Genomic DNA, 22,067 nt, shown 5'->3' with positions numbered 1-22,067 from the left:
ATGTGTTCAACGCCGTCCCCTCCACCGATTGGGGCAAGCCGGAGACATTGGAGTTTTGGCGTGAACAATGGGCGGAGCTGTGCAACGCCAAGTTTGCCGAGAAGTGTTTGGATTGCCGCATCGACCACCGCAGCTTTGAGCGTCAGGGGGTGGAGCAGATACCCACCCAGCATGAGGGGCCGACTGTCCGAGCGATGGAGGCCAAGGGTATCCGTACCGATAAGGGCAATCTCAACCGCTGGATCAGGAAAACCAACGCCATGCTCCGGGAGGCAAAACAGAAAATCGCCGCTCTGATCGACTGGCTGAAAGAAGTGAAAGCTGAGCTGTCCAAGCCCCAGCCGCCTACGCTGGTGGAGCTGCTGTCCGCCTACTATGACAAACGCAATAAGGGCGCATACAGCAGCAGGGCCAGGATCGCCAATCTGAAAAAGCTGTCCGAGGCGGTCAGCTATCTGGAAGCCAAAGGCCTCTATACCGCTGATGATCTGGACGCGGCTCTGCATACCATGCAGGGCAAAATCGACACGCTGAAAAAGTCGGCATCCGGGAAGCAGGCCCGCATCAAGGAACTGGACGAGCTGCTTCGCATGGCGGATTACTACAAGGCCGGAAAGCCAGTTGCCGACAAGCTGAAAACCATCCGCTTTGAGAAATCCCGTCAGAAATACAAATCCGAACACGACGATACGCTTCGCCTGTTCTACATGGCCGAGCGCAAGCTGAAAGGACAAGTGGCGGACGGTAAGCTGCCTGCTGCCGCATGGCGTGCGGAAAAGGTCCGTCTGGAAACGGAGTACAGGGATTTGCAGACGGAGCTTACGCCCTTGTATGCCGACACGAAAAAGCTCTGGGCCATCCATTACAACATCTATGAGGTACAGCATGAACAGGAGCGTCAGAACGCCACTGTGCGTCAGAAAAAGTCGGAAATCGAACACTAATTCTTACACAAAATCAGGAGGTACTTATGGAACAGAAATCGCAATTTGAACACCAACTCGACCCGGAGGGATTTTATTCCTCAGAGCTGGAATCGCTGCCCCCCGAAAGAGCCGAGCGCAGATTCTTTTGGGGTGAGGACGGCCACATCCATGTAAAGAATCTCTCCGCATTCTGGATTCCCGAACTAACCGTCACCGAGGTCATCCACGGCACCACCTACGTTGTCACAGGCAGCTATGAGGGGACGGAGAACTTTGTCCGCAAGCTAGAACGCATCACATCCAGAAAGTTTGCAGAAAAGCTGGAGGATTCAGAATGACAAACACCCAGAATCTTGGTACAATAGAGCCAACCAATCCTGTACTGACAGTTGCTCCACCAAAGGAGGATGCAGAAATGTACGGAGCAACAGATAAAATCACCGCCCTTTATTGCCGATTGTCTCAGGAGGATGACCGGGCTGGCGAGTCCCTGTCCATTGAAAATCAAAAGGCCATGCTTCTTCAATATGCCAAAGAGCATCATTTCCCAAACCCCACGTTTTTCGTGGATGACGGTGTTAGCGGTGTGACCTATGACCGTCCCGGCTTTCAGGCCATGCTGGCCGAAATCGAGGCCGGGCGGGTGGCCGTGGCGATCACCAAGGACCTCTCACGGCTGGGCCGCAACTCGGCACTGACCGGGCTTTACACCAACTTCACCTTTCCGCAGAACGGCGTCCGCTTCATCGCCATCAATGACAACTACGACACCATTGACCCTAATCGGGTGGACAACGATTTTGCGGGCATCAAGAACTGGTTCAACGAATTCTATGCCCGGGATACCAGCCGCAAGATCAGGGCCGTCCAGAAAGCCAAGGGTGAGCGTGGCGTACCCCTGACCACCAATGTGCCCTATGGCTATGTGAAGGACCCGGAGAATCCCCGCCGCTGGGTGGTTGACCCGGTAGCCGCCGATGTAGTGAAGCGTATCTTCAACCTGTGCATGGAGGGCCGTGGTCCCATGCAGATCGCCAACCAACTGAAATCGGACAAGGTGCTGACGCCCACCGCATACAGGGCCTTGCAGGGAATCAAGACCCCGAACAAGAAACCGGAGGACCCTTACGACTGGCACAGCAGTACCGTTGTGGCGATTCTGGAACGGCGGGAATATACGGGCTGTACGGTGAACTTCAAGACCTATACCAACTCTATCTGGGACAAGAAACAGCGGGATAATCCCCTTGAGAAGCAAGCCATCTTCCCCAATACACATGAGGCCATCATCGAGGAAGCCGTGTTTGAGAAGGTACAGCAGGTACGCCAGCAGCGGCACCGCAAGACCCGCACAGGCCGAAGCAGTATCTTTTCCGGGCTGGTGTACTGCGCCGACTGCGGCGAGAAGCTGTATTACGGTGCGACCAACAATTACCGACCGGAGGGCGCGTTCTTTGACTGTTCTCTCCATTGGAAGCACAAGGACAAGTGCGGTACTCATTACATCCGGGAAGCCGTACTCAGCCATCTGGTCCTGAAACACATTCAGGCTGTGACAGGCTACATTCTGCGGCATGAGGCACATTTCCGCACGGTAATGGAAGAACAGCTCCGGTTGGAAAGCAGTGAGCAGATCCACATCCGCAGAAAACGGCTGGAACGGGACGAAAACCGCATCGCTGAGTTGAAACGGCTGTTCATCAGGATTTACGAGGACAACGCCAGCGGGCGGCTGAGTGATGACCGCTTCGATATGCTGAGTCTGACCTACGAAACGGAGCAGAAGCAGTTGGAGGCCGAGTGCGTAACTTTGCGACAGGAAATTGAAGTACAGGAACGACAGAACGAAAACATTGAGAAGTTCATTCAGACGGCGCACAAGTATGTGGGCATCGACGAGCTGGACGGCTACGCTCTGCGGGAGCTGGTGTCAGCTATCTATGTGGATGCACCGGACAAATCCAGCGGAAAGCGGGTGCAGCATATCCACATCAAGTACGACGGGCTGGGCTTCATCCCGCTGAATGAGCTGATGAAAGAGGAAACGGCGTGACCGAAGTCACGCCGCAACCCTTGAAAACTCAAGGTTTTCGCCATTTTTTTGATTTTACTGTTTTACGACCACCCGGCTAAGCTGGCGCTTTTTGCAAAATCATGCTTTTCCTGGGGAGGGAAATGGGATATAATGCTTCTGTTAATGTTTTGAACGCGGAGGAGTTATCCCATGATGCACAACAATGAGATGTTTCTGCTGAAGCTGGGCGAGGTGGTCCTGAAGGGCCTGAACCGCCGGTCCTTTGAGGACAAGCTAGTGTCCAACGTCCGGTGGCGGCTGAAAAAACACGGCAGCTTCCATGTCTATATCCGCCAGAGCACCATTTACGTGGAGCCCCAGAAGGATGACTGCGACATGGAGGCGGCCTGGAAGTCCTGCTGCCAGGTGTTCGGCGTGGCCGCCGTGGCCCGGGCGGTACCCTGCGACAAGACCGTGGAGGCCATCGTAGAGACCGCCAGGACCTATCTGGCCGACGAATTCGCCAAGGCCCGGACCTTCAAGGTGGAGAGCAAGCGGGCCGACAAGCAGTTCTATCTGAACTCCATCCAGATCTCCCAGGCTGTGGGCGGGGACCTGGCGGAGCTGTTCCCTCACGTCAGTGTCGACGTCCACAAGCCGGACCTGACGGTCTTCGTGGAGATCCGGGAGAAGGCCGCTTACGTCCACGCCCCCTCTGTGCCCGGCGCCGGCGGCCTGCCCGTGGGCATGGGCGGCCACGCCGTCAGCCTGCTGTCCGGCGGTCTGGATTCCCCGGTGTCCTCCTGGATGATGGCCCGCCGGGGCGTGGAGCTGGAGATGGTTCACTTCGTCTCCCCCCCGTACACCTCCCAGCAGGCCCAGGACAAGGTACTGGAGCTGGCACGGCTGCTGACTGCCTATTGCGGCCGCATGATCGTCCACATCATTCCCTTCACGGAGATTCAGGAAGAGATCCGGAAGAACTGCCCCGAGGAGTATTTCACCCTCATCATGCGGCGGTTCATGATGCGCATTTCCGAGGCCGTGGCGAAGAAGGCCGGAGCCAAGGCTCTGGTCACCGGCGAGTCCCTGGGCCAGGTGGCCAGCCAGACCATGATGGCCCTGGGCGTCACGGAGGACGTGACCACTATGCCCGTGCTGCGGCCCCTGATCGGCATGGACAAGGTGGAGATCATCCGCATCGCCCGGGAGATCGGCACCTTCGACACCTCCATCCTGCCCTATGAGGACTGCTGCACCGTCTTTACGCCCCGGCATCCCTGCACCCGGCCCAATGTGGAGGACATCCGCAAGGCCGAGGAGGCCCTGGATGTGGATGGTCTGGTGTCCAAGGCCCTGGCGGGCGAAAGCTGGGTCCGGGTCAAGGCGTGAGTCCCCCGAACGGAGCGCTAACTTTCATATTATAAAGAAGGGATACCATGTCACACACCGCAGAGATCATTGCCGTGGGCACGGAGCTGCTCCTCGGCAACATCGCCAACACCAACGCCCAGGAGCTGTCCGAAGCCCTGGCGGGCCTGGGCATCAATGTCTTCTGGCACACCGTGGTGGGGGATAACCCCCGCCGACTGAAGGAGGCACTGGACATTGCCCGGAAGCGGGCAGACGTCATCCTCACCACCGGAGGTCTGGGGCCCACCTATGACGACCTGACCAAACAGACCATCTGCGAGGCCTTCGGCAAACCGCTTGTGCTGCACCAGGATATTCTCGATGACCTCAAGGTCTTTTTTGAAAAAAACGTTCACATGAAAATGCCCTCCAACAACGTCCAGCAGGCGGAGCTGCCAGAGGGCTGCACGGTATTCGACAACCCCGTGGGTACGGCCCCCGGCTGTGCCTTTGAATCCGACGGCGTCCATGTGCTGATGCTGCCCGGTCCGCCCTTTGAGATGCGGACCATGCTGCAGCGCCACGTCATTCCCTACCTGCGGAGCATCTCCGGCGAAGTCATTCTGTCTCACGACATCATGACCTTCGGCCTGGGCGAAAGCCCCATGGAGGAGCTGCTGCGGGAGAAGATCAGCCAGATGGAGAACCCCTCTCTCGCCACCTACGCAAAGCCCAGTGAGGTCCGGCTCCGGGCCACCGCCAAGGCGGAGAGCGTGGAGGCCGCCGAGGCCATGCTGGCCCCGGTGGTGGAGGAGATGACCGCCTTTCTGGGAAATGTGGTCTACGGCGTGGATGTGTCCGGTCTGGAGGAGGTCTGCTTCCGGCTGCTGAAGGAACAGGGGCTCACCCTGGCCACCGCCGAGAGCTGCACCGGCGGCCGGGTGGCGGAGCGCATGACCGCCATGCCCGGCGTCTCCACCGTGTACCGAGGCGGCGTGGTGAGCTACTGGTCCTCGGTGAAGGCGGATGTGTTGGGGGTCCCCCAGGAAATTCTGGATGCTCACGGCGCCGTGTCCGAGCCCTGTGCCCGCGCCATGGCGGAGGGCGCCCGGCGCATCACCGGAGCCGACATCGCCGTGTCCGTCACCGGTGCGGCAGGCCCCGACCCCGACGAGCGGGGCGTTCCGGTGGGCATCGTATACATCGGCCTCGCCACCCCGAAAGGCACCTTCTGCCGCTCCCTGGACCTGGGAAAGCGGCGGCGGGACCGCATCCAGGACCTGGCCAGTAACCACGCCTTTGATGTTATTCGCCGCTACCTGACGGGCCTGCCCATCTGAAATAAAACGAGGCTTGCAAAAGCAAGCCTCGTTTTTGTTTTAGGATGATTTTAGGGAAGGGCGATTGCTGTTCCAGAAATTCAGCACCGCCATGCCGCAGATCAGGAAATAGCCCAGGACGCTGAATCCGTCCGGCACATCGCCGAAGATGAAAAAGCCCAGAAGGGTGGAGAAGATGACCTGGGAATAGTCATAGACAGAAATCTCCTTGGCAGGGGCACAGCAGTAGGCCGCTGTGACACTGAACTGGCCGCCGGCGGCAAACAGGCCGGCCCCCAGCAAGAGGATCGTCTGCTCTACCGTCATGGGGGCGTGGACCACCAGCACATAGGGCAGCGCCGCCAGGCAGGAAAAGGCAGAGAACACAAATACGATAAATGCCCCCCGTTCCCCCCGCTTGCCCAGGAGCCGCACCAGCGTATAGGCGATACCGGCGCCCAGCCCTCCCAACAATCCGATCAGCGAGGGGCCCAGATCCATATTGCCGAGTGTGGGCTTGATGATCAGCAGCGCACCGGCAAAGGCACCCGCCAGAGACACTCCCTGGACCGGCGACAGCTTTTCCTTCAGCAGGAAGCAGGAGGCGATGACAGCAAAGAAGGGTGACATTTTGTTGAGCATGGAAGCATCGGCCAGAAGCAGGTGGTCCACAGCGTAAAAGTTGCCCAGCAGGCCAATGGTGCCGAACAAAGAGCGGCACAGCAGCAGCGGCCAGTTCTTTGGGTCCGCCAGACGAATGCCCTTTCCCTCCCGGAGCAGTACGACCAGGGCCGCCAGAACGGCCACCAGATTCCGGAAAAAGCTCTTTTGCATGGTGGGCACATCCCCTGCCAGGCGGACGCAGAGGCTCATGCAGGAAAAGCAGAAAGCCGCTCCGAGGATCAGCAGGATGCCCCGATATTTGGAGTTCCGTTTCGTAGAAAACACCAGCTTTCCATGATCTCTCTCATGGAGTAGATCATACCGCAGATCCCGGAAAAAAGGAAGTCTCCTCTGCGAAAAAGCGGGACATTTCTGTCCCGCTTTTCTCACGCTTATGAAATTGGGATCTCCAGGTCCCCCACCCGGACGGCCTTGACCCGGTCGGTGTCCACCAGCTTTTTCAGCAGCAGCTCGCAGGACTCGTAATGCCGGTCCCCGCTGGTTCCTTTGCCTCCGCCGCCGGTGGGGGAAAAGTCCCTGATGGGCGCCTCTGTTCCGTCCTGATACACCAATGCGATTTTCTGCCGCAGCTGCCACATGGTATACAGGTCCGCTTCCCGGTCCCCCGCGTTTTCCACCTTGATGGAGAGGGGCGTCAGCTCCACCGTATACGTCACGCCGTCCTTCCGCTTTTGCCCTTCCTTTGCCCGGGCCGTGTAGGATGGCTGGAAGGTAATGACAGCCGCATGGTCCGTCAGGTCTACCCATTCTCCCTTCCATTCCACGGAGGGCTCCCAGACCAGCACGGTCACAGGCTTCCCCAGGGGTACCTTGTCCGAAAAGGAGCAGATCGCCAGCATGGTCACGGTCCGGCTGTCCGCGTCAAACTCCACGGTCTCCACACTGCCGGAAAAACCCAGATCCTCTCCCGCCAGAGTGCGCATGGCTTCCCGGCTGCTCATGCCTTGGATATCCGCCCAGTCCACAGCCCCGCTGTACAGCCGCACATTGCTGAGCGGACCGTTACGCTCCTTCCAGGCCACCTGTACCATCTCCATATCCACGCTCTCCGGCAGGTGATAATCCAGCAGAAGATACAGTGTCTTTTCGTCCCCCAGTGCCTGCCGCACCGTCAGGGTCACATCGCCGCAGACGGAGGTGACGCCCACATTCTGAAACACGTCCTCTGCCGCCGGGGAATCTGCCGCTCCGGCGCCGAACCGCTCTGTAAACAAGGCGTCCCACGGGACCAGTTCCGCCGCCGTGCCCGCAGTCGCTGCCAGCAGCACCACCAGCGCCGCTGCCAGCAGCACTTTTTTCGCAAAGCTCCGGGGGCGGTAGGCACGCCGCTTTTTCTCCGGCTCCGCTGCCAGCACCCGGGCCTTCAGCCGCTCCGCCTGGTCCTCGGGGACAGGCAGGCGCTCCATCATTTCCCCATACCGGTTCATCTGTCCGCCCCCCATTCCCGCCGCAGGGCCTCCCGGCCCCGTTTCAGGCGCATTTTCACCGCCGGGACCGTGGTCCCCAGGATCTTGGCGATTTCCTCCACGGTCCAGCCCTCCGCGTAGTGGAGGTGGATGACCGTCCGCTGATTTTCCGGCAGGGTCCGCATCAGCTCCCACAGTCCCAGGTCTGTCTCCGCCGGAGCGGGCAGGTCCTTCGTCAGGGCCGTTTCCGTCCGGTGCTTCCGCCGCAGCTCGTCCCGGCACTGGTTCACCGCCACCCGGAACAGCCAGCGGCGCTCCTGCTCCGCCGTTCCGAATTCCGGCGCCCGGTACAGCCGCTTGCAGAACACCTCCTGCAAAATGTCCTCCGCGTCGGCGTCATTTCCCATCTGCATCCGGCAGAAGCGGTACAGGGCCGGGCCATAGGCAGTATATGTCTTTTCAAAGAGTTCCTCCGCCGTCACCGGCCTCACCTGCCTTTCTGCTGATATAACGGATGGGACCGCCAAAAGGTCACACATCCTATGAAAAAACAGGGCGATAAGCGCCCTGTTTTTTATGTTTACCGCCGGACCATGAGCCGTTTCATGCCCTGCTCCAGGCCCTCGGCGGACAGGTCGAACATCTCAAAGACCTGTCCCAGAGTATAGTGGGTCTGGCTCCAGTAGGTAGGCCGCTCCGGCATGGGTTCCGGGTTCAGCCAGATCAGGTAGGGATACTGCTTCCGCAGCCGCTCCAGCCACTCCATGCCGGAGGGACCGTAGCTGTGGGTGGCCCAGTCGAACCGCTTTTCCGTCAGCTCATAGGGGTTCATGGCGGCGTCTCCCACGATGATGACCTTGTAGCTGCTGTCAAAGTTCTGCAGCACCCACTCCGTGGGCACCTGGCCGCTGCGCCAGAGCTGGGGACCCTCGTACAGCTCCGAAAAGACGCAGTTGTGGAAGTAATAGGTGTGCAGTTCCTTGAAGTGGTTGGACTTGGTGGCCGCCTGGAACAGCATGCTGCAAAGGCCGGCATAATAGTCCATGGACCCGCCGGAGTCCATCAGCAGCAGGACCTTCACGTTGTTCTTCCGGGGATTTTTGTACCGCACCTGCAAAGTCCCGGCGTTCTCGCAGGTGTCGTGGATGGTGGCGTCCACATCCAGCACTTTATCGGCGCTCTGCTCCTGAACAGAAAGCTGCCGCAGGGTACGGAAGGCCATCTGGAACTGGCGGGTGTCCAGGGTGTTGTCCTTGCGGAAGTCCCGGAATTTCCGCTCCCCCGCCACGGACATGGCGGTGCGGTGCATAGACTGCCCGCCGATGCGGATGCCGTTGGGATGCCAGCCGCTGTTGCCCCAGGGGGTGCGGCCCTGGGTGCCCACCCAGTAGTTGCCGCCGTTGTGCTCCTCGGTCTGCTCCTTCAGCCGCTCCTCCAGCAGCTTCAAAAGCTCCTCCAGAGATTCGTCTGGAAAGCCAGCCGCCCGCAGGTCCTGGATGGTCCGCCGCAGGTCCTCACTGGGATGGTTCAGCCAATCCAGCATCTCCTCCGGAATTTCTCCCTGGAAGGGCACATCCCTGAAAAACTCCAGGAACACCTGGTCGAAGCGGTCGTACTCCACCTCGCTCTTCACCACGATGGCGCGGCACAGGTGGTAAAAGCCCGTCAGGCTGGAGTGGTGCAGACCCTGCTCCATGCCCTCCAGCAGGGTGATCCACTCGTTCAGGGACACGTCCAGTCCCCGCTGCCGCAGCAGATAGAAAAATGCAGCAAACATCGTCCCTTACCGCAGCGCTTTCCGTAGGGTCTGCAGGTCCTTATCCTTCTTCAGCAGGACCCCGGCGAAGGGGATCTCCCGGGCAATGCGGTCCGGGTCCACGCCGCCGGCCACCATGGCCCGCAGCCAGTCCACCAGCTCGGAGGTGCTGGGCTTCTTCTCGATGCCCCGCAGCTCCCGGACCCAGTAGAAGGCCGCCAGGGCCTGCTGGGCCAGATGGTCCTCCAGGTGGGCGAAATGGACCCGCAGGATGGCCTCCATCTGGGCCTGGTCCGGGAAGTCGATGTAGTGGAACACACAGCGGCGCAGGAAGGCGTCCGGCAGTTCCTTTTCCGCGTTGGAGGTGATGATCACGATGGGCCGCTGCTTGGCCCGGATGGTCTCCTTGGTCTCCGGGATGTAGAACTCCATCCGGTCCAGCTCCCACAGCAGGTCGTTGGGGAACTCCAGGTCCGCCTTGTCAATCTCGTCGATCAGCAGGACCACCTGCTCGTCGGCCTGGAAGGCCTCGCCCAGCTTGCCCAGCTTGATATATCTGGCGATGTTGTCCACGCCCTCAGTGCCGAACTGGCTGTCGTACAGCCGCTGCACCACATCGTAGACATACAGGCCGTCCTGGGCCTTGGTGGTGGATTTCACGTTCCAGATGATGAGCTTCTTACCCAGAGCCTCTGCCACCGCCTGGGCCAGCATGGTCTTGCCGGTGCCCGGTTCGCCCTTGATCAGCAGGGGCTTCTGCAGGGTCATGGCAATGTTCACCGTGTTCATCAGGTCATCGGAGGCCACATAGTGGCTGCTTCCGGTAAATTTCATATCCATAGTCGGTTCCTTTCGTGCTTTTGTCTGACCGGACCATTATATCAGCGGCTTCCGGACAGCACAACCCTTTTATCCCAACGCCACATCCAGCACCATCATAATGAGGAAGCCCCCCACAAAGCCGCAGGTGCCCGCCCGGCTGTGGGCCTGGGGCACCAGTTCCTCCACCACCACGTACAGCATGGCCCCGGCGGCAAAGCTCAGCAGCCAGGGCATCAAAGGCCTTGCCCAGGCCGCGGCCAGCACCACCAACACTCCGAACACCAGCTCCACGCTGCCGGACAGGGTCCCCACGGCGAAGGCTCGCCGCCGGGTAAGGCCCTCCTGCCGCAGGGGCAGGGCGATGGCGGCACCCTCCGGCAGGTTCTGGATACCGATACCCATGGCCAGGGCGGCAGCCCCGGCCAGATTTTCCCCGTTGGCCGCCAGAGCGAAAGCCAGGCCCACCGCCATGCCCTCCGGCACGTTATGTAGGGTGATGGCAGTCATCAGCAGGGCGCTCTGGCGGCTGGCACCCTTGGGCGTGCTCCGCCGCAGGCGGGGCAGGAGACTATCCAGCGCCGCCAGAAAGCTGACCCCCAGCAGCATCCCTACGGCGGCAGGCAGCCAGCCGGGGAAAGCGCCGTCCACCACGGCCTGGTCGATAGCAGGCAGGAGTAAGCTCCACACCGACGCCGCCGTCATGACCCCGGCGGCAAAGCCCAGCATGGTCTTTTGAAAGCGGGGCCTGGGCTCCCCGGAGAGGAAAAATACCAGGGCGGCGCCCAGGGTGGTCATCAAAAAGGTAAAGCCGGTGCCCAGGGCAGCCCAGCCGAGAGATTGCAGCATACGCATCAACGCCTTTGTCTGGATTCGGGCGGAAGATCGCCCGTATGCCAGTATAAGCGATGCCCGCACCGGGGGTGCGGGACGCGAAAACCGGGCGGCTCCCGCCGCCCGGTCATAGACTTGTTTACATCTGCTTTTTGACCATCTGATTGACGATGATCTCATACAAAACCCCGGCCAGCATGAGAAGCAGCGCGATGCCCACCAGAGCGGGATTCAGCAGGATCAGGAACAGCGCTCCGATCGCAACGGCCCAGCCGATATTGGTAACGACCGGCGCCCACTTGCCGAACATATCCCGGGAAACATCCCGGAACTCCTCACTTTCGGCCTTGTCTTTTTCATAGGCATCCTCATTCAGCGCTATGTACAGACACCGGGCTGACGTCACGATGCAGCAAATCCCTATCACAAATCCGTTGTCAAAGTCCCCCCGCAGGCTGCGCCACAGTTTCAAGACCCCCAGCGCTCCCGTGAACAGTCCGCACAAAAAATACTTCCAGCTGTAAATCTTCATTCGCCGCACCCCCTTTTTTCTTTATGGTAGCATAGCCGCCTCTTTTCCTCAACTCCCGGCTTGCATTTTCCGTCCGCCTGTGGTATGTTACAGATAGCGGTATACAAATAAAAAGGACTCATATAATTTCGCTGTACAGTGGCGCGAAAGTTTCTACGGGGCCGCCGAAAGGCTCTGCTATGAGTGTCTGTCGGGTAGGGTCTATCCGGTCAGGCGCTCCTTTTTTGTGCCGACATTTTACGACGAGGTGTTTGTATGGCTGTCACGATTTTGAAAGGAACCATCATCTCCGCCCCTGAACTGGGGAAGCTGGATATTACGGAAAATGGGTATCTGGTGGCGGAAAACGGTGTCATTCAAGGGGTGTTCCCCGTCCTGCCGGAGCAGTACGCTGGGGCAAATGTGGAGGATTACGGCGACGCCCTGATTCTCCAGTCCTTCGCGGACCTGCATCTCCACGCCCCCCAGTACCCCATGCTGGGCATGGGCATGGACCTGCCCCTGCTGGACTGGCTGAACGCCTACGCTTTCCCCACCGAGGCCCGGTTCGCGGACCCGGACTATGCCCGGGAGATCTACCACAAGCTGGCCAAGGAGCTGGTGGCGGGGGGCACCACCCGGGTGTGCATGTTCTCCTCCCTCCACACCGACGCCACCCTCATCCTGATGGACGAACTGGAAAAGGCAGGCGTCACGGGCTATGTGGGCAAGGTAAACATGGACCGCAACGCCGCCCCCGGCGTGCTGGAGGAGACCACGGAGGAATCCAAACGAGAGACCCTCCGCTGGCTGGACGCCTGCGGGGACTTCGCCCACGTCAAGCCCATGCTGACCCCCCGGTTCACCCCTTCCTGCACCAATGAGCTGATGGCCTTCCTGGGCAAGCTGGCGGCGGAGCGGGACCTGCCGGTGCAGTCCCACCTGTCGGAAAACGATGCGGAGATCGAGTGGGTGCGCCAACTCCACCCAGACTGCCAGCAGTATTGGGAGACCTACGCCAAGTACGGCCTGTGGAATGACCGTACCGTCATGGCCCACTGCGTCTGGTCTGACGAGCGGGAGCGGAAGGCCATGCGGGATGCGGGCGTCACCGTGGTCCACTGCGCCGACTCCAACCAGAACATCTGCTCCGGCGTGGCCCCGGTGCGGGTCATGCTGAACGAGGGGCTGAAGGTAGCCCTGGGCAGCGACATCGCCGGGGGAGACCATCTGAACATGTTCGATGTGGTAGCCTCCGCCATCCGGGCCTCCAAGGCCCGCCGCATCCTGGACAGCTGGGAGACGGATTTCCTAACGGTCCCCGAGGGCTGGTACTTAGGCACCTCCGCCGGCGCGGCCTACTTCGGGGAGCAGCCCGGCTTTGCCGCCGGGAATCCTCTCCACGCCATGGTCCTGGCGGACGACACCCTGCCCCAGCCCCACCCCCTGACCCCGGCGGAGCGGCTGGAGCGGTGCGTGTACCTGCGCCAGCCCGGTGCCGTCCGGGCGGTCTGGAGTGCAGGAAGAAAGGTATTTACCGCCGGATAAACAAAAAAGAGAGCCGAAAGGCTCTCTTTTTTCGTGTTTTCTCCGTTTCAAAAAAAGGGGGGGCTTCCGCAGTTTCGGATGTACCGGGACCAGTTTACTCCAGGTTCAGGCGCTTTTTCAGGAACCAGGTCGTCAGAACATAGAAGATGGCACCCACGACTACCTCGCCCAGGATCATAGCGACCATTCCCAGGTGCACGGAAGCCATGCCGGAGATGTTGTCCGTCCAGCCCAGCAGCAGGTGATGGAACCAGCTCTCGTCCAGCAGCACGATGCCCATGCCGCCCAGGAACTGCATGATGAACTGGATGGCGAAGAAACTCAGCACGGACCAGGCCATCTTGTGGTTGGGACGGCTGTGGCCGATGGCCAGGGCCGCATAGAACTGCAGGCACATGGCGCAGCAGCCCACGAAGCACATCACCAGGAACTCCACGATGACGGCAGTGCCGTTGATGGCGTAGTAGGCGGAAAGGTTACGGCAGATCTCCTGGAACAGCTCCCGGAAGCCCGCCGCGATCTGATGGACAAAGCCCACGTCAAAGGCCATGATGAAGCAGGCCAGGCAGACCACCACCAAGGTCAGGGCGAACCATACAGCAGAGACGATCAGCTTGCTCCAGATGTGCTGGTGAACAGAGACAGGCAGGGTCATCATCACATAGCCCTCGTCCTGGAGCAGGTTCTTGTAGAACCGCTGGACCATGACCACCATGCTCATGACGCACACGCCCACGATGGCGATGGCAAAGGCCATGACCAGCAGGACGCCCAGGACATCCAGAAACTTGTTGTCCGTCTCCAGCAGGCCACGGGTGGAGAAGTTGGCGCCCACGGAGGTCACCAGCAGGATCAGAAACAGGGGCAGCATAATGCGGCCCGTGGCACGGAATTCGTGCTTCATCAGTTTTCTCAGCATTTGAACACCTCCCGGAACAGCGCGTCCACACTCATGCCCTTTTCCTCCCGGATCTCGTCCACGGAGGACTGGAGCACCACATGACCCTGGTTGATGAAGATGACCTCGTCCAGCACCTTTTCCACATCAGAGATCAGGTGGGTGGAGATCACCACCGCCGCCTCGGGGTTGTAGTTGCCGATGATGGTGGAGAGGATATAGTCCCGGGTGGCGGGGTCCACGCCGCCAATGGGCTCATCCAGCAGATACAGCTGCGCCGCCCGACTCATGGTCACAATGAGCTGCACCTTTTCCCGGGTGCCCTTGCTCATCTGCTTGATGCGCTGCTTGGCGGGGATGTTCAGGTGGGCCAGCATCTCCTCCGCCGCGTCACGGCGGAAGTCCTTGTAAAAGTCCTGATAGAAGTCCAGCAGCTGCGTGGCGGTCATCCACAGGGGGATGGAGGTCCGCTCCGGCAGGTAGCTGACGATGGCGTGGGTCTCCTTGCCGGGGGCCGCGTTGCAGATGGTCAGCTCACCGGAGGTAGGGGTCAGCAAGCCGTTTGCCAGCTTGATAAGGGTGGTTTTGCCGCTGCCGTTGGGACCCAGCAGGCCCACGATGCGGCCCGGCTCGATGGAGAAGCTCACGTCCTCCAGGGCTGTCACATGACCGTATTGCTTGGTAAGATTTTTACATTCCAGAACCGCCATCGGTGATGCCCTCCTTTCCCGTCTCCTGCCACAGCAGGGAGATCACTTCATCCCGCTGGAAGCCCAGCTGGTCCATAGATTCCAAGAACTGCTTGATATGGCATTCCGCCAACCCTTTTTTCGTCTGCTCGATCATGGCTCTGTCCTCCGTCACAAATCTGCCCGCGGTCCGCTGGCTGTACACCAGGCCGTCCCGCTCCAGTTCCGCGAATGCCCGCTGCATGGTATTGGGGTTCACCCCGGCCTCTGTGGCCAGGTCCCGCACCGACGGCAGCCGCTCTCCCGGTGGAAATGCCCCGGTGACGATGCCCACCTTGATCTGCCGGATCAGCTGGGCATAGATCGGGGCGCTGTCTGAAAAGTACCACTTCATGGCTGTGCCTCCGTTTGTATTATTGTACTGCTTGACTAATACAATATCACATCTTCTCCATTTGTCAAGGGGGAAATTAAAAAAAATTTCTCCCCTGGGCAGGGAAGGGGGGAGGGGAGGCGCGGCTCCGCCGCGAGGTGCCGCCCCCATTTCTCTTTTGAAAAGAGAAACGGGCCCGGCGGGTCCAAAGAGAAACCCAGCGGTCAAAGCGACACATCTGTGTCGATTTGACCGCAGACGGGAGCTACTGTAATCGGTGCAGCTCAAACTTGCAAGCCTATACCGGGTGCGCCCGGCATCGGCGAAACAGGGAGGAGCGCCGCCGCATGAAGAAACTACTGACTCGCTTTCGTGGCAATGGACGTATGGACTTCTTTCTATTTTTGCTGCCGCTCCATTTACCTCGCAGTAGCGCGTAGCGAAGCGGAAAGCGCGGGGCCAGAAGGACAGACCTTTCGTCAACCACCCCGAAAGCAAGTCGGCAGTTCCGACTTGCGGCGGCGGGCTATCTCTGCTCTGCCTGTGTTGGGCGCACCCGGTTCAAACCCACAAGTCTGCACCGCACCGGCCACGACGATCCCCGCATGGAAGCAACCCGGCGCAGGGCCAAGGCCCTGCGCCGGGTTGCGCATAAACATTTTTTCTTTTCCACCGTGCACGGCGCAGAAGGTGAATTGCCGCACAGCGGCAAGAGAAGCCCCTCTGGAGGGTTTTCTTTTTGATGTCTCAAAAAGAAAATGGGGGGTGCATCCCCGTGCGCCCCGCCAGGGGCGCATCATTTCGGATACCGCTCCGCCAGCCGGTGGACGATCTCCTCCAGGGCATCCTCCCGGGCATCGGCCACGATGACCGCCCCGCAGTCCCGCACGGCGGGCACGCAGTTGGCCGGGGCAAAGCCCCGAGCCGCGACGGTCAGCATGGAGATATCGTTGGCCTCGTCTCCAGCACAATAGACGTGCTCCATGGAGATGCCCAGCCGCTCCGCCAGACGGCGGACCATACCGCCCTTGTTGGCGCCCCTGGCGGTCATCTCCAGCAACTCCCGGGCGGAGAAGATCAGCTCATAGTCCTCGCTCCAGCCCTGCTCTTCCATGAAGGCTTTTGCCTCCTCCAGGGTCTCTCGGTCCGCCTCCAGCAGCAGCTTGCCCAGGGGCAGGGGGACCTCCTCCAGGGAGACCCGCTCCGTCACGCCCACCTTGGTCAGGTGCTCATGCTGGCGGGTGATCTCGTTGGGATGGACGGCGTAAATCACGTTGTCCATATGGTAGGCCTCCACGGCCATGGTCGGGAACCGGTCCAGCACCGCCTGACCCCGCTGGCGGACATCGCCGTCCAGCATGGCCGTTTCCAAGTATTCCCCTGTGGAAAAATCATACAGGGCCGCGCCGTTGCACACCACGCCGGGGGCGTTCATGGGAACCTTGTCCGCGTACTTCATAAAGGCCGCCAAGGCCCGGCCCGTGGCAATGGCGAATTTGCCACCCTCAGCCATGAAATACTCCAGAGCCGCCCGGTTCTTCTCCGACAGGGGCGGCACCGGCACGCCGGAGCGCAGGGCCTCCTCCGTATAGATCAGGGTGTTGTCAAAATCGCTGGCCAGCAGTACGCCGGTGAATCTTCCCATGACGGTCTCCTCTCTTATTTCTCAGAAGCAAGTCCCGCCGCCCGCGATGCGGGCGGCGGGACTTGCTTCTCTCTTATTCAGCCTTGGGCGCGGCACCCTCGCCGCCTCCGCCGCCCTTGTTGCGGCGGCGTCCGCCCCGGTGACGGGGACGACGGCGCTTGGTGCCCTCGCCGCCTTCTCCCGCGGCGGCCTGTTCCCCGCCTTTGCCGGCGGGCTTGGGCTGGGGCTTTTGCTTCTGCTGGGGTCTGGGCTGCCGGGGCTGCTTGCCACCCTCCTTGGCCTGCTCCTTCTTTTCGCCCTTTTCAGGTTGCTTCTTCTCATTCTTTTCGGGAGCCGCCTGCTCGGGCTTGGACTGACCACTCTTGCCGCGGCGGCGTCCGCCCCGGTGGCGGCGGCGGGATTTACCGCCTTCGCTGCTCTCGGGCGTACCGATCTTCTCCCGGACGGGAGCGTCCTCCAGCTGGCTGTCCATATAGAAGGGGGTGGACAGGATGGGGACGCTGAACAGCTCCTCCTCTTCCTTCTCCTCCACATAGCGGGCAGGGCGCTCGGGGATCTCAATGCCGTCCCGACTGCCCTTGCCGTTGCGGAGGACGCAAACCTCGCAGTTGTGGTAGCACTTCATGGGCTCGTTGGGGGCCGCGCTGTCCAGCGCCACCTTCACGGTCTCCCGCAGCAGGTCCACACTCTTGACGTTGCCGGGACCGTCGGGGGTCTGGACAAAGCTCTCCACCTTTGGCATCCGCTTGGCGGCGTCCTCATAGGCGTTCTGCTCATACTTCAGGCAGCACATGAGGCGGCCGCAGGTGCCAGAGATCTTGGTGGGGTTCAGGCTCAGGTTCTGGGTCTTTGCCATTTTAATGGAGACAGGCATAAAGCCGTCCAGGAACTGAGAGCAGCAGAAGGGCCGCCCGCAGATGCCCAGGCCGCCGATCATCTTGGCCTCATCCCGGACGCCGATCTGCCGCAGCTCGATGCGGGCCCGGAACACGCTGGCCAGGTCCCGCACAAGCTCCCGGAAGTCCACCCGGCCGTCGGCGGTGAAATAAAAGATGATCTTGTTGCCGTCAAAGCTGGCGGAGACGTTCACCAGCTTCATGTCCAGGCCGTGGTCCGCGATCTTCTTCTCGCAGATGTCGAAGGCCTCGCTCTCTTTTTTTCGGTTGTACTCCACCGTGCGGCGGTCATTCTCCGTGGCCATCCGCAAAACGGCGCACAGGGGCTGCACGATGGCGGCGTCATCCACCTCGTGGTTGCCCTCGGTGCAGGTGGCAAATTCAGCACCCTGGGCGGTCTCCACCACCACCTGGTCGCCCATTTTCACCTGCAGACCCCTGGGGTCAAAAAAATAATTCTTGCATCCGCCCCGAAAGCGGACGCTGATCACTTCTGTCAAAGGATACCCTCCAATTCCGCGGTGAGCGCCCCCAGCACATGGCCCACGCCAACGTTGTAGGCGCACTCTCCGTAATACGTTTCTAACAGTTCTATTGTGGACATAATTTGCGCCTTTGTCAAGTTTTTCGCAAGAAATGGCGCAATTTCCCGGTCATTTTCCTCCGGTTCCTTCCCATACAGCAGCAATAACGCCGCCGCGAAGGCCTGACGGCTCCGCTCCAGCATGGCGGCCAGGGCATCCCGGTCCAGTTTCTTCCGCTCCAGGCGCACCGCCAGTTCGGCCACGGCCCCCCGCTTCCGGCGGCCGATGGCCCGGCAAAGCTCCAGCCCGGGTTCGGAGGTCTCGCCCCCGGTCTCCTCCGCCGGACGGAGCTTTAGCTCCACGCACCGGGACCGCAGGGTCCGGAGCACCGCGGCGGCATTTTCCGCACAGAACAGAAAGGCCGCATAGGGAGGACCCTCCTCCACGATCTTCAGGAGGACGTTCTGGTCCTGCTCCGTCAGGATGGCACAGTCAGGGAAGATGTATACCTTCCGCCGCCCCTCGTTGGGGCGGATATAGGCGTCGGCCCGGATATCCCGCACCACATCCACTGAGATATTTTTGTGCTCCGGGTCCCGGACGGTGATGACATCGGGGTGGATGTCCTCCGCCACCTTGCGGCAGGCGCGGCAGACACCGCAGGGGCGCGGGCCCTCCGCCTCACACTCCATGGCCGCCGCCGCGTACCGGGCAGCCGCCTGGCAGTCTCCGCTGCCGGTGAACAGCAGGGCATGGGACAGGGTCCCACGGGCAGCTGCCTCCCGGATGCGGGCGGCCGCAGGTTCTTTTTCCGGCAGTCCAAACGGGGTCATGTCAACGCCTCCTCACACGATCATCAACATCTTGAAACAATCAGAATGATTCTTTTCAAGTTCCTTGACTATATCATATTTTCATCAAAAAGGGAATATGGGACATCCCTATTCCGCTCCTCTCCGAAAAATATTCCTTCCGCCGGGCCAACACAAACGTTTGCGTGCTTTTTGCTCTTCGAGAGGCGATTTTTGTGTAAAACTGACAGGATTTCTTGAAAAAATTTGGGTTTCCATCCGGATTTCTTTTTACTTTTGCGTATTGTTTTTCGAACGTTTTCCTATTATAATATTAAAGCTAATCCATAACGCAAACGTTTCACTGTAACTCCGCCTTAAGGCATTACCATCAAAATGGAGGAAAGAAAGAATGAGCAAAAAGTACTGCTACCTGTTCACCGAGGGCAACGCCAACATGCGTGAGCTCCTGGGCGGCAAGGGCGCCAACCTGGCCGAGATGACCAACATCGGCCTGCCCGTGCCTCAGGGCTTCACCATCACCACCGAAGCCTGCACCCAGTACTATGAGGACGGCCAGAAGATCAACGACGAGATCGTGGCCGAGATCATGGAGTACATCGAGAAGATGGAGGGCATCACCGGCAAGAAGTTCGGCGACGCCGAGAACCCCCTGCTGGTCTCCGTCCGTTCCGGCGCCCGGGCCTCCATGCCCGGCATGATGGACACCATCCTGAACCTGGGTCTGAACGAGACCGTGGTGGAGGTCCTGTCCAAGAAGTCCGGCAACCCCCGCTGGGCCTGGGACTGCTATCGCCGCTTTATCCAGATGTATTCCGACGTCGTCATGGAAGTGGGCAAGAAGTACTTTGAGCAGCTCATCGACGAGATGAAGGAGAAGAAGGGCGTCACCCAGGACGTGGAGCTGACCGCTGAGGACCTGAAGGAGCTGGCCGGCCAGTTCAAGGCTGAGTACAAGTCCAAGATCGGTTCCGACTTCCCCTCTGATCCCAAGGAGCAGCTGATGGGCGCCGTCAAGGCCGTGTTCCGTTCCTGGGACAACCCCCGCGCCAACGTCTATCGCCGCGACAATGATATCCCCTATTCCTGGGGCACTGCCGTCAACGTCCAGTCCATGGCTTTCGGCAACATGGGCGACGACTGCGGCACCGGCGTTGCTTTCACCCGCAACCCCGCCACCGGCGAGAAGAAGCTGTTCGGCGAGTTCCTGACCAACGCCCAGGGCGAGGACGTGGTGGCCGGCGTCCGCACTCCCATGCCCATCTCCCAGATGGCTGAGAAGTTCCCCGAGGCCTTCGCCCAGTTCGAAGGCGTCTGCAAGATCCTGGAGGATCACTATCACGACATGCAGGACATGGAGTTCACCGTGGAGAACGGCAAGCTCTACATGCTGCAGACCCGTAACGGCAAGCGCACCCCCGCCGCCGCTCTGAAGATCGCCTGCGACCTGGTGGACGAGGGCATGATCGACGAGAAGCAGGCCGTGGCCATGATCGAGCCCCGCTCTCTGGACACCCTGCTGCATCCCCAGTTCGACGCCGTGGCCCTGAAGAAGGCCGACGTCATCGGCAAGGCTCTGGGCGCCTCTCCCGGCGCTGCCTCCGGCAAGGTCGTCTTCACCGCTGAGGACGCCAAGGCCTGGGCTGAGCGCGGTGAGAAGGTGGTCCTGGTCCGTCTGGAGACCTCTCCCGAGGATATCGAGGGCATGAAGGCTGCTCAGGGCATCCTGACCGTCCGCGGCGGCATGACTTCTCACGCTGCCGTCGTGGCCCGCGGCATGGGCAAGTGCTGCGTCTCCGGCTGCGGCGACATCAAGATGGACGAGGAGAACAAGAAGTTCGAGCTGGCCGGCAAGACCTATTCCGAGGGCGACTGGATCTCCCTGGACGGCTCCACCGGCACCATCTATGACGGCGCTGTCCCCACCACCGACGCCACCATCGGCGGCGAGTTCGGCCGGGTCATGGGCTGGGCCGACAAGTATCGCCGCCTGCAGGTCCGCACCAACGCCGACACCCCCCACGATGCCGCTCAGGCCCGGAAGTTCGGTGCCCAGGGCATCGGCCTGTGCCGTACCGAGCACATGTTCTTCGAGGGTGACCGCATCCGTGCCATCCGCCGCATGATCTGCTCCGACACCGTGGAGCAGCGCGAGGCCGCTCTGGCCGTGCTGGAGCCCATGCAGCAGGGCGACTTCGAGGGCATCTACGAGGCCATGGAGGGCTGCCCCGTCACCATCCGCTTCCTGGATCCCCCCCTGCACGAGTTCGTTCCCACCGAGGAGCACGACATTGAGCTGCTGGCCGAGGACCTGGGCAAGTCCGTTGCCGACATCAAGAACATCATCTCCTCTCTGCATGAGTTCAACCCCATGATGGGTCACCGCGGCTGCCGTCTGGCCGTCACCTATCCCGAGATCGCCGCCATGCAGACCCGCGCCGTCATCAAGGCCGCGCTGGCTGTCCAGGCCAAGCATCCCGACTGGAAGATGGTCCCCGAGATCATGATCCCCCTGGTGGGCGAGGTCAAGGAGCTGAAGTACGTCAAGAGCGTGGTCGTCAAGACCGCTGACGAGATCATCGCCGCCGCCGGTTCCGACATGAAGTACCTGGTGGGTACCATGATCGAGATCCCCCGCGCCGCTCTGACCGCCGACGAGATTGCCAAGGAGGCCGGCTTCTTCTCCTTCGGTACCAACGACCTGACCCAGATGACCTTCGGCTTCAGCCGTGACGACGCCGGCAAGTTCCTGGGCGCCTACTACGACAAGAAGATCTACGAGAACGATCCCTTCGCCAAGCTGGACCAGACCGGCGTCGGCAAGCTGGTTGCCATGGCTGCCAAGCTGGGCCGTTCCACCAACCCCGACCTGCACCTGGGCATCTGCGGCGAGCACGGCGGCGATCCCTCCTCCGTGGAGTTCTGCCACCGTGTGGGCCTGGACTATGTGTCCTGCTCTCCCTTCCGCGTGCCCATCGCCCGTCTGGCTGCCGCTCAGGCTGCTATCAAGGAAGGCTAAGCGGAATTCCCGGCAAGAAAGAAATCCGATACAAACGCACC

General features: G+C 60.7%; 19 protein-coding genes, 1 pseudogene and 1 riboswitch. Of the genes and pseudogenes, 7 read left to right on the top strand and 13 right to left on the bottom strand.

Annotated elements, in window-relative coordinates:
• The 5 genes from JQM66_RS04365 to JQM66_RS04345 all read left to right on the top strand — a co-directional run.
• Positions 1 to 944, top strand: a 944-nt coding sequence (locus JQM66_RS04365; protein ID WP_235228599.1) for a MobA/MobL family protein, incomplete at its 5' end; no start/stop codon positions are given.
• Positions 945 to 970: 26 nt separating this feature from the next.
• Positions 971 to 1,264 (top strand): hypothetical protein, encoded by a 294-nt coding sequence (locus JQM66_RS04360; RefSeq protein WP_235228597.1) that lies wholly within the window; start codon positions 971 to 973, stop codon positions 1,262 to 1,264.
• 77 nt (positions 1,265 to 1,341) lie between these two features.
• Positions 1,342 to 2,979 carry a recombinase family protein gene (locus JQM66_RS04355; RefSeq protein WP_235228595.1) on the top strand — a complete coding sequence of 546 codons (1,638 nt, stop codon included), beginning with the start codon at positions 1,342 to 1,344 and terminating at the stop codon, positions 2,977 to 2,979.
• Between the two features lie 174 nt (positions 2,980 to 3,153).
• Positions 3,154 to 4,332: a tRNA uracil 4-sulfurtransferase ThiI gene (thiI, locus tag JQM66_RS04350; protein ID WP_235228611.1), complete on the top strand. Its 1,179-nt coding sequence runs from the start codon at positions 3,154 to 3,156 to the stop codon at positions 4,330 to 4,332.
• Between the two features lie 47 nt (positions 4,333 to 4,379).
• On the top strand, positions 4,380 to 5,633 hold the full coding sequence (locus JQM66_RS04345; RefSeq protein ID WP_235228593.1) for a competence/damage-inducible protein A: 1,254 nt from the start codon (positions 4,380 to 4,382) through the stop codon (positions 5,631 to 5,633).
• A 39-nt stretch (positions 5,634 to 5,672) separates the two neighbouring features.
• Here JQM66_RS04345 and JQM66_RS04340 read toward each other — a convergent pair whose 3' ends face one another.
• From JQM66_RS04340 to JQM66_RS04310, 7 genes are all read right to left on the bottom strand, one after another.
• On the bottom strand, positions 5,673 to 6,560 hold the full coding sequence (locus JQM66_RS04340) for a DMT family transporter (RefSeq protein ID WP_328284113.1): 888 nt from the start codon (positions 6,558 to 6,560) through the stop codon (positions 5,673 to 5,675).
• Positions 6,561 to 6,667: 107 nt separating this feature from the next.
• On the bottom strand, positions 6,668 to 7,723 hold the full coding sequence (locus tag JQM66_RS04335) for a hypothetical protein (protein WP_235228591.1): 1,056 nt from the start codon (positions 7,721 to 7,723) through the stop codon (positions 6,668 to 6,670).
• Positions 7,720 to 8,193 (bottom strand): RNA polymerase sigma factor, encoded by a 474-nt coding sequence (locus JQM66_RS04330; protein ID WP_235228589.1) that lies wholly within the window; start codon positions 8,191 to 8,193, stop codon positions 7,720 to 7,722. The genes JQM66_RS04335 and JQM66_RS04330 overlap by 4 nt, the downstream gene beginning before the upstream one ends.
• Before the next feature lie 89 nt (positions 8,194 to 8,282).
• Positions 8,283 to 9,479 (bottom strand): VWA domain-containing protein, encoded by a 1,197-nt coding sequence (locus tag JQM66_RS04325; protein ID WP_235228588.1) that lies wholly within the window; start codon positions 9,477 to 9,479, stop codon positions 8,283 to 8,285.
• 6 nt (positions 9,480 to 9,485) lie between these two features.
• Entirely contained in the window at positions 9,486 to 10,298 is an 813-nt protein-coding gene (locus JQM66_RS04320) for an AAA family ATPase (protein ID WP_235228585.1), read from the bottom strand.
• Positions 10,299 to 10,367: 69 nt separating this feature from the next.
• Entirely contained in the window at positions 10,368 to 11,126 is a 759-nt protein-coding gene (locus tag JQM66_RS04315) for a ZIP family metal transporter (protein WP_235228584.1), read from the bottom strand.
• A 124-nt stretch (positions 11,127 to 11,250) separates the two neighbouring features.
• The gene (locus tag JQM66_RS04310) at positions 11,251 to 11,643 is read right to left on the bottom strand and encodes a hypothetical protein (protein WP_235228582.1); all 393 of its coding nucleotides are present in this window, start codon (positions 11,641 to 11,643) and stop codon (positions 11,251 to 11,253) included.
• Between the two features lie 98 nt (positions 11,644 to 11,741).
• Positions 11,742 to 11,843: riboswitch (purine riboswitch) on the top strand.
• A gap of 55 nt (positions 11,844 to 11,898) precedes the next feature.
• Here JQM66_RS04310 and JQM66_RS04305 point away from each other — a divergent pair.
• Positions 11,899 to 13,170 carry an amidohydrolase family protein gene (locus JQM66_RS04305; protein ID WP_235228580.1) on the top strand — a complete coding sequence of 424 codons (1,272 nt, stop codon included), beginning with the start codon at positions 11,899 to 11,901 and terminating at the stop codon, positions 13,168 to 13,170.
• A 94-nt stretch (positions 13,171 to 13,264) separates the two neighbouring features.
• Here the strand turns inward: JQM66_RS04305 and JQM66_RS04300 are convergent, their stop codons facing one another.
• The 6 genes and pseudogenes from JQM66_RS04300 to JQM66_RS04275 form a co-directional block, all read right to left on the bottom strand.
• Entirely contained in the window at positions 13,265 to 14,089 is an 825-nt protein-coding gene (locus JQM66_RS04300; RefSeq protein ID WP_235228578.1) for a hypothetical protein, read from the bottom strand.
• On the bottom strand, positions 14,083 to 14,778 hold the full coding sequence (locus JQM66_RS04295) for an ABC transporter ATP-binding protein (RefSeq protein WP_235228576.1): 696 nt from the start codon (positions 14,776 to 14,778) through the stop codon (positions 14,083 to 14,085). The genes JQM66_RS04300 and JQM66_RS04295 overlap by 7 nt, the downstream gene beginning before the upstream one ends.
• The gene (locus tag JQM66_RS04290) at positions 14,759 to 15,151 is read right to left on the bottom strand and encodes a GntR family transcriptional regulator (RefSeq protein WP_235228574.1); all 393 of its coding nucleotides are present in this window, start codon (positions 15,149 to 15,151) and stop codon (positions 14,759 to 14,761) included. Before JQM66_RS04290 ends, JQM66_RS04295 begins: the two co-directional genes overlap by 20 nt.
• Positions 15,152 to 15,926: 775 nt before the next feature.
• Entirely contained in the window at positions 15,927 to 16,775 is an 849-nt protein-coding gene (locus JQM66_RS04285) for an HAD-IIB family hydrolase (protein ID WP_235228573.1), read from the bottom strand.
• A 583-nt stretch (positions 16,776 to 17,358) separates the two neighbouring features.
• Positions 17,359 to 18,171, bottom strand: a pseudogene (locus JQM66_RS12780) (PSP1 domain-containing protein); the annotation flags it as partial.
• Positions 18,168 to 19,028 (bottom strand): DNA polymerase III subunit delta', encoded by an 861-nt coding sequence (locus JQM66_RS04275; protein ID WP_235228572.1) that lies wholly within the window; start codon positions 19,026 to 19,028, stop codon positions 18,168 to 18,170. The pseudogene JQM66_RS12780 and the gene JQM66_RS04275, both read right to left, overlap by 4 nt.
• A 370-nt stretch (positions 19,029 to 19,398) precedes the next feature.
• On the opposite strand from JQM66_RS04275, the gene ppdK reads away from it, so the two are divergent.
• Positions 19,399 to 22,026, top strand: coding sequence for a pyruvate, phosphate dikinase (gene ppdK / locus JQM66_RS04270; RefSeq protein WP_235228571.1), 2,628 nt, complete (start codon positions 19,399 to 19,401; stop codon positions 22,024 to 22,026).
• Positions 22,027 to 22,067: the final 41 nt, after the last annotated feature.

The sequence above is a fragment of the Oscillibacter valericigenes genome (genome assembly GCF_021531915.1).
In the GTDB taxonomy this organism is placed as follows: Bacteria; Bacillota; Clostridia; order Oscillospirales; family Oscillospiraceae; genus Oscillibacter; species Oscillibacter valericigenes_A.
Note: the sequence above shows the minus strand (reverse complement) of the source record. Positions and strands in the feature narration are given on the sequence as shown.

Bases quoted from the DNA above. Each gene is read 5' to 3' on its own strand.
- JQM66_RS04355 (WP_235228595.1), top strand. From the start codon at position 1,342: ATGTACGGAGCAACAGATAAAATCACCGCCCTTTATTGCCGATTGTCT.
- JQM66_RS04290 (WP_235228574.1), bottom strand. From the start codon at position 15,151: ATGAAGTGGTACTTTTCAGACAGCGCCCCGATCTATGCCCAGCTGATC.
- JQM66_RS04295 (WP_235228576.1), bottom strand. From the start codon at position 14,778: ATGGCGGTTCTGGAATGTAAAAATCTTACCAAGCAATACGGTCATGTG.
- JQM66_RS04285 (WP_235228573.1), bottom strand. From the start codon at position 16,775: ATGGGAAGATTCACCGGCGTACTGCTGGCCAGCGATTTTGACAACACC.
- JQM66_RS04325 (WP_235228588.1), bottom strand. From the start codon at position 9,479: ATGTTTGCTGCATTTTTCTATCTGCTGCGGCAGCGGGGACTGGACGTG.
- JQM66_RS04360 (WP_235228597.1), top strand. From the start codon at position 971: ATGGAACAGAAATCGCAATTTGAACACCAACTCGACCCGGAGGGATTT.
- JQM66_RS04335 (WP_235228591.1), bottom strand. From the start codon at position 7,723: ATGAACCGGTATGGGGAAATGATGGAGCGCCTGCCTGTCCCCGAGGAC.
- JQM66_RS04320 (WP_235228585.1), bottom strand. From the start codon at position 10,298: ATGGATATGAAATTTACCGGAAGCAGCCACTATGTGGCCTCCGATGAC.
- JQM66_RS04310 (WP_235228582.1), bottom strand. From the start codon at position 11,643: ATGAAGATTTACAGCTGGAAGTATTTTTTGTGCGGACTGTTCACGGGA.
- JQM66_RS04315 (WP_235228584.1), bottom strand. From the start codon at position 11,126: ATGCTGCAATCTCTCGGCTGGGCTGCCCTGGGCACCGGCTTTACCTTT.
- JQM66_RS04300 (WP_235228578.1), bottom strand. From the start codon at position 14,089: ATGCTGAGAAAACTGATGAAGCACGAATTCCGTGCCACGGGCCGCATT.
- JQM66_RS04345 (WP_235228593.1), top strand. From the start codon at position 4,380: ATGTCACACACCGCAGAGATCATTGCCGTGGGCACGGAGCTGCTCCTC.
- ppdK (WP_235228571.1), top strand. From the start codon at position 19,399: ATGAGCAAAAAGTACTGCTACCTGTTCACCGAGGGCAACGCCAACATG.
- JQM66_RS04275 (WP_235228572.1), bottom strand. From the start codon at position 19,028: ATGACCCCGTTTGGACTGCCGGAAAAAGAACCTGCGGCCGCCCGCATC.
- thiI (WP_235228611.1), top strand. From the start codon at position 3,154: ATGCACAACAATGAGATGTTTCTGCTGAAGCTGGGCGAGGTGGTCCTG.
- JQM66_RS04305 (WP_235228580.1), top strand. From the start codon at position 11,899: ATGGCTGTCACGATTTTGAAAGGAACCATCATCTCCGCCCCTGAACTG.